This window comes from Streptomyces sp. LS1784 (genome assembly GCF_020103755.1).
GTDB lineage: Bacteria > Actinomycetota > Actinomycetes > Streptomycetales > Streptomycetaceae > Kitasatospora.
This window is the reverse complement of record NZ_JAHSQD010000842.1, coordinates 1-2,596: the sequence shown is the minus strand read 5'-3', so window position 1 is coordinate 2,596 and position 2,596 is coordinate 1. Positions and strand designations below refer to the sequence as shown.

At 72.8% G+C, this 2,596-nt stretch carries 1 protein-coding gene and 1 pseudogene; one reads left to right on the top strand and one right to left on the bottom strand.

Going from position 1 to position 2,596, the window contains the following annotated elements; all coding sequences use genetic code 11:
• Positions 1-1,056, top strand: a pseudogene (locus KS423_RS43235) (bifunctional glutamine-synthetase adenylyltransferase/deadenyltransferase); the annotation flags it as partial.
• Between the two features lie 98 nt (positions 1,057-1,154).
• On the opposite strand, the gene KS423_RS43230 reads toward KS423_RS43235, so the two are convergent.
• A complete protein-coding gene (locus KS423_RS43230; RefSeq protein WP_224285169.1) occupies positions 1,155-2,123 on the bottom strand; it encodes a phosphatase PAP2 family protein in 969 nt (322 codons plus the stop codon).
• Positions 2,124-2,596 lie beyond the last annotated feature (473 nt).

Genomic DNA, 2,596 nt, shown 5'->3' with positions numbered 1-2,596 from the left:
GCCGCCCGCTCGGTGCGCCGCCGGGAGCTGTTCCGTACCGCCGCCGCGGACGTGCTCGGGCGGCTCGGGGAGGACCCGGCCGAGGCGCTGGACGCCGCGGGGGAGGCGCTCACGGCGCTCAACGCCGCCACCCTGGGCGGCGCGTTGCGCGCCTGCGTCGCCGGGTGGGAGGCCGAGCACGGGGACCTGCCGACCCGGATCGCGGTGATCGCGATGGGCCGCTTCGGAGGCCACGAACTGGGCTACGGCTCGGACGCGGACGTGCTCTTCGTCCACGAGCCGCTGCTCGGCTCGCTGGAGGAGGAGGCCGCCCGGGCCGCCCAGGCGGTCTGCCACGAGCTGCGCACCCAGTTGGGCGCGCCCTCCACGGAGCCGCCGCTGCTGGTCGACGCCGACCTGCGGCCTGAGGGCCGCAGCGGCCCGCTGGTGCGCACCCTGGCCTCGTACGCGGCCTACTACCGGCGCTGGTCGCACGCGTGGGAGAGCCAGGCGCTGCTGCGGGCCGAGCCGGTGGCCGGGGACGAGGAGCTGGGCACGCGGTTCCGGCAGCTGATCGACCCGCTGCGCTACCCGGGCACCGGGGTGCCGGAGCGGGACCTGGTGGAGATCCGCCGGATCAAGGCGCGGATCGAGGCCGAACGGCTGCCGCGCGGGGCCGACCCGACCACCCACACGAAGATCGGCCGGGGTGGGCTGGCGGACGTCGAGTGGACGGTGCAGCTGCTCCAGCTCCGGTACGGGCACGGCGTGCCGGCCCTGCGCACCACCCGGACCAGGGCGGCACTGGCGGCCGCCGTCGAGGCCGGGCTGGTCAAGCCGGAGGACGCCGAGGTGCTGGACACGGCCTGGGTGCTGGCCTCCCGGGTGCGGGCGGCGGTGATGCTGGTGCGCGGGCGGCCCGGGGACAGCTTCCCGGGGGAGGCCCGGGAGCTGGCCGGAGTGGCCCGCTACCTCGGGTACGGCTCGGGGCACAGCGGCGAGCTGCTGGACGACTACCGGCGGATCACCCGGCGGGCCCGCGCGGTGGTGGTCCGGCTGTTCTACGGCTCCGACTGACCGGGGTGGTCCACGGCTCCGACTGACCGGGCAGGTCCACGGCTCCGGCGGGTACGCGAAAGGGGCCCCGGTCGGGGCCCCTTCGGGAGGTCGGCCGGCTAGCGGCGAACGGTGCTGACCGCGGGCTCGCTCCACTGTTCCGGGACGGTGATCGGCTGCTCGGCCACCGTCTCCCGGGCGGGCACCCTGGGCAGCTTGTAGACCCACTCGTGGTACAGCCAGCGGGCGGTGAGGAAACCGAGCGCCAGGCAGAGCTCGCCGCCGACGGCGTCCATCCAGAAGTGGTTGGCGGTGGAGACGATGACCACCAGGGTGGCGGCCGGGTACATCAGGCCGAGCGCCTTCACCCACGTCCGGCGGGCCAGGAAGAAGATCGCCAGACCGCACCACATCGACCAGCCGATGTGCATCGAGGGCATCGCCGCGTACTGGTTGGAGACGTGCGCGGCGGGGCCGGAGGCCATCGAGCCCCAGGTGCCGTGGGCCTTCACGGTGTCGATGAAGCCGCCGTCGGTCATCAGCCGGGGCGGGGCCAGCGGGAAGAAGTAGAAGCCGACCAGGGCGATCCCGGTGGTCACGAACAGCACCGAGCGGGCCGCGACGTAGCGGCCGGGGTGGCGGCGGTAGAGCCAGACCAGCACGCCGATCGTGATGACGAAGTGCAGGGTGGCGTAGTAGTAGTTCATGCCCGTGATGAGCCACCCGACGCTGTCCACGGCGTGGTTGATCGAGTGCTCGACGGCGATGCCGAGGTGCTGCTCCAGGTCCCAGATCCAGCGTGTGTGCTTCTGGGCTATCGCTTCCTGTTCGGGAACCGCGTTGCGCACGATCGAGTAGATCCAGTAGCTGATCCCGATCAGTGCCAGCTCGAACCAGATCCGCGGCCGGGCCGGCGACCGGCGCTGGGCGCTGATGCGCTCGCGCAGCGCGGCGGTACGGGACTGGGCGGCGCGGGTGGTTCCGTCGGGCAGGCGGCCGGGGACGGCCTTCGCTGCTTCGGAACCGCTACCACTGGCCGCTTCGGCGCGCCCGGCGTCGCCTCGCTGGATCTCGGTCGGTTCCCCCATGGACGGCAAGTCTGCCAGACCACTCGTAGCCGTCTGCTCATCCTCTGGCAGTGGATTCTTCACCGGCCGTCCCCCTTGAGGGCTACGGGCCGGCTCCCACCGGGGTAGGGGGTGCTCTGGGGTTCGGTGCGTACCGGTGGGACGGACATGGGTCCCATTGTCACGCCCGTCGCTCCAGAGGAAGTAATCGGGGTGGTCGGAGACGGTCGCTCACCTGGATTTTCCCGGCACGAAACGGTTTCTGCATCTTGCTGAAACATATTGCAGGCCGCTAGCTTCCTGGGAAATCGATCGCCCTTCCCCTAAGGGAGCCCTCAGTGGCCGATGTCCCGCTCCGCCCCCGACGGAGCACTGCCCGACGAACCACCGGCCGCCGCAGACCGCCCGGCCGCACGGCCGTCCTGCTGGCCGCCGCACTGACCGCCGCCACCCTCGGCAGCGCCCCCGCGGCCCTTGCCGCCGCCCCGCCGGCC

Coding starts and splice junctions, on each gene's coding strand:
- KS423_RS43230 (WP_224285169.1), bottom strand. CDS start 2,123: ATGGGGGAACCGACCGAGATCCAGCGAGGCGACGCCGGGCGCGCCGAA.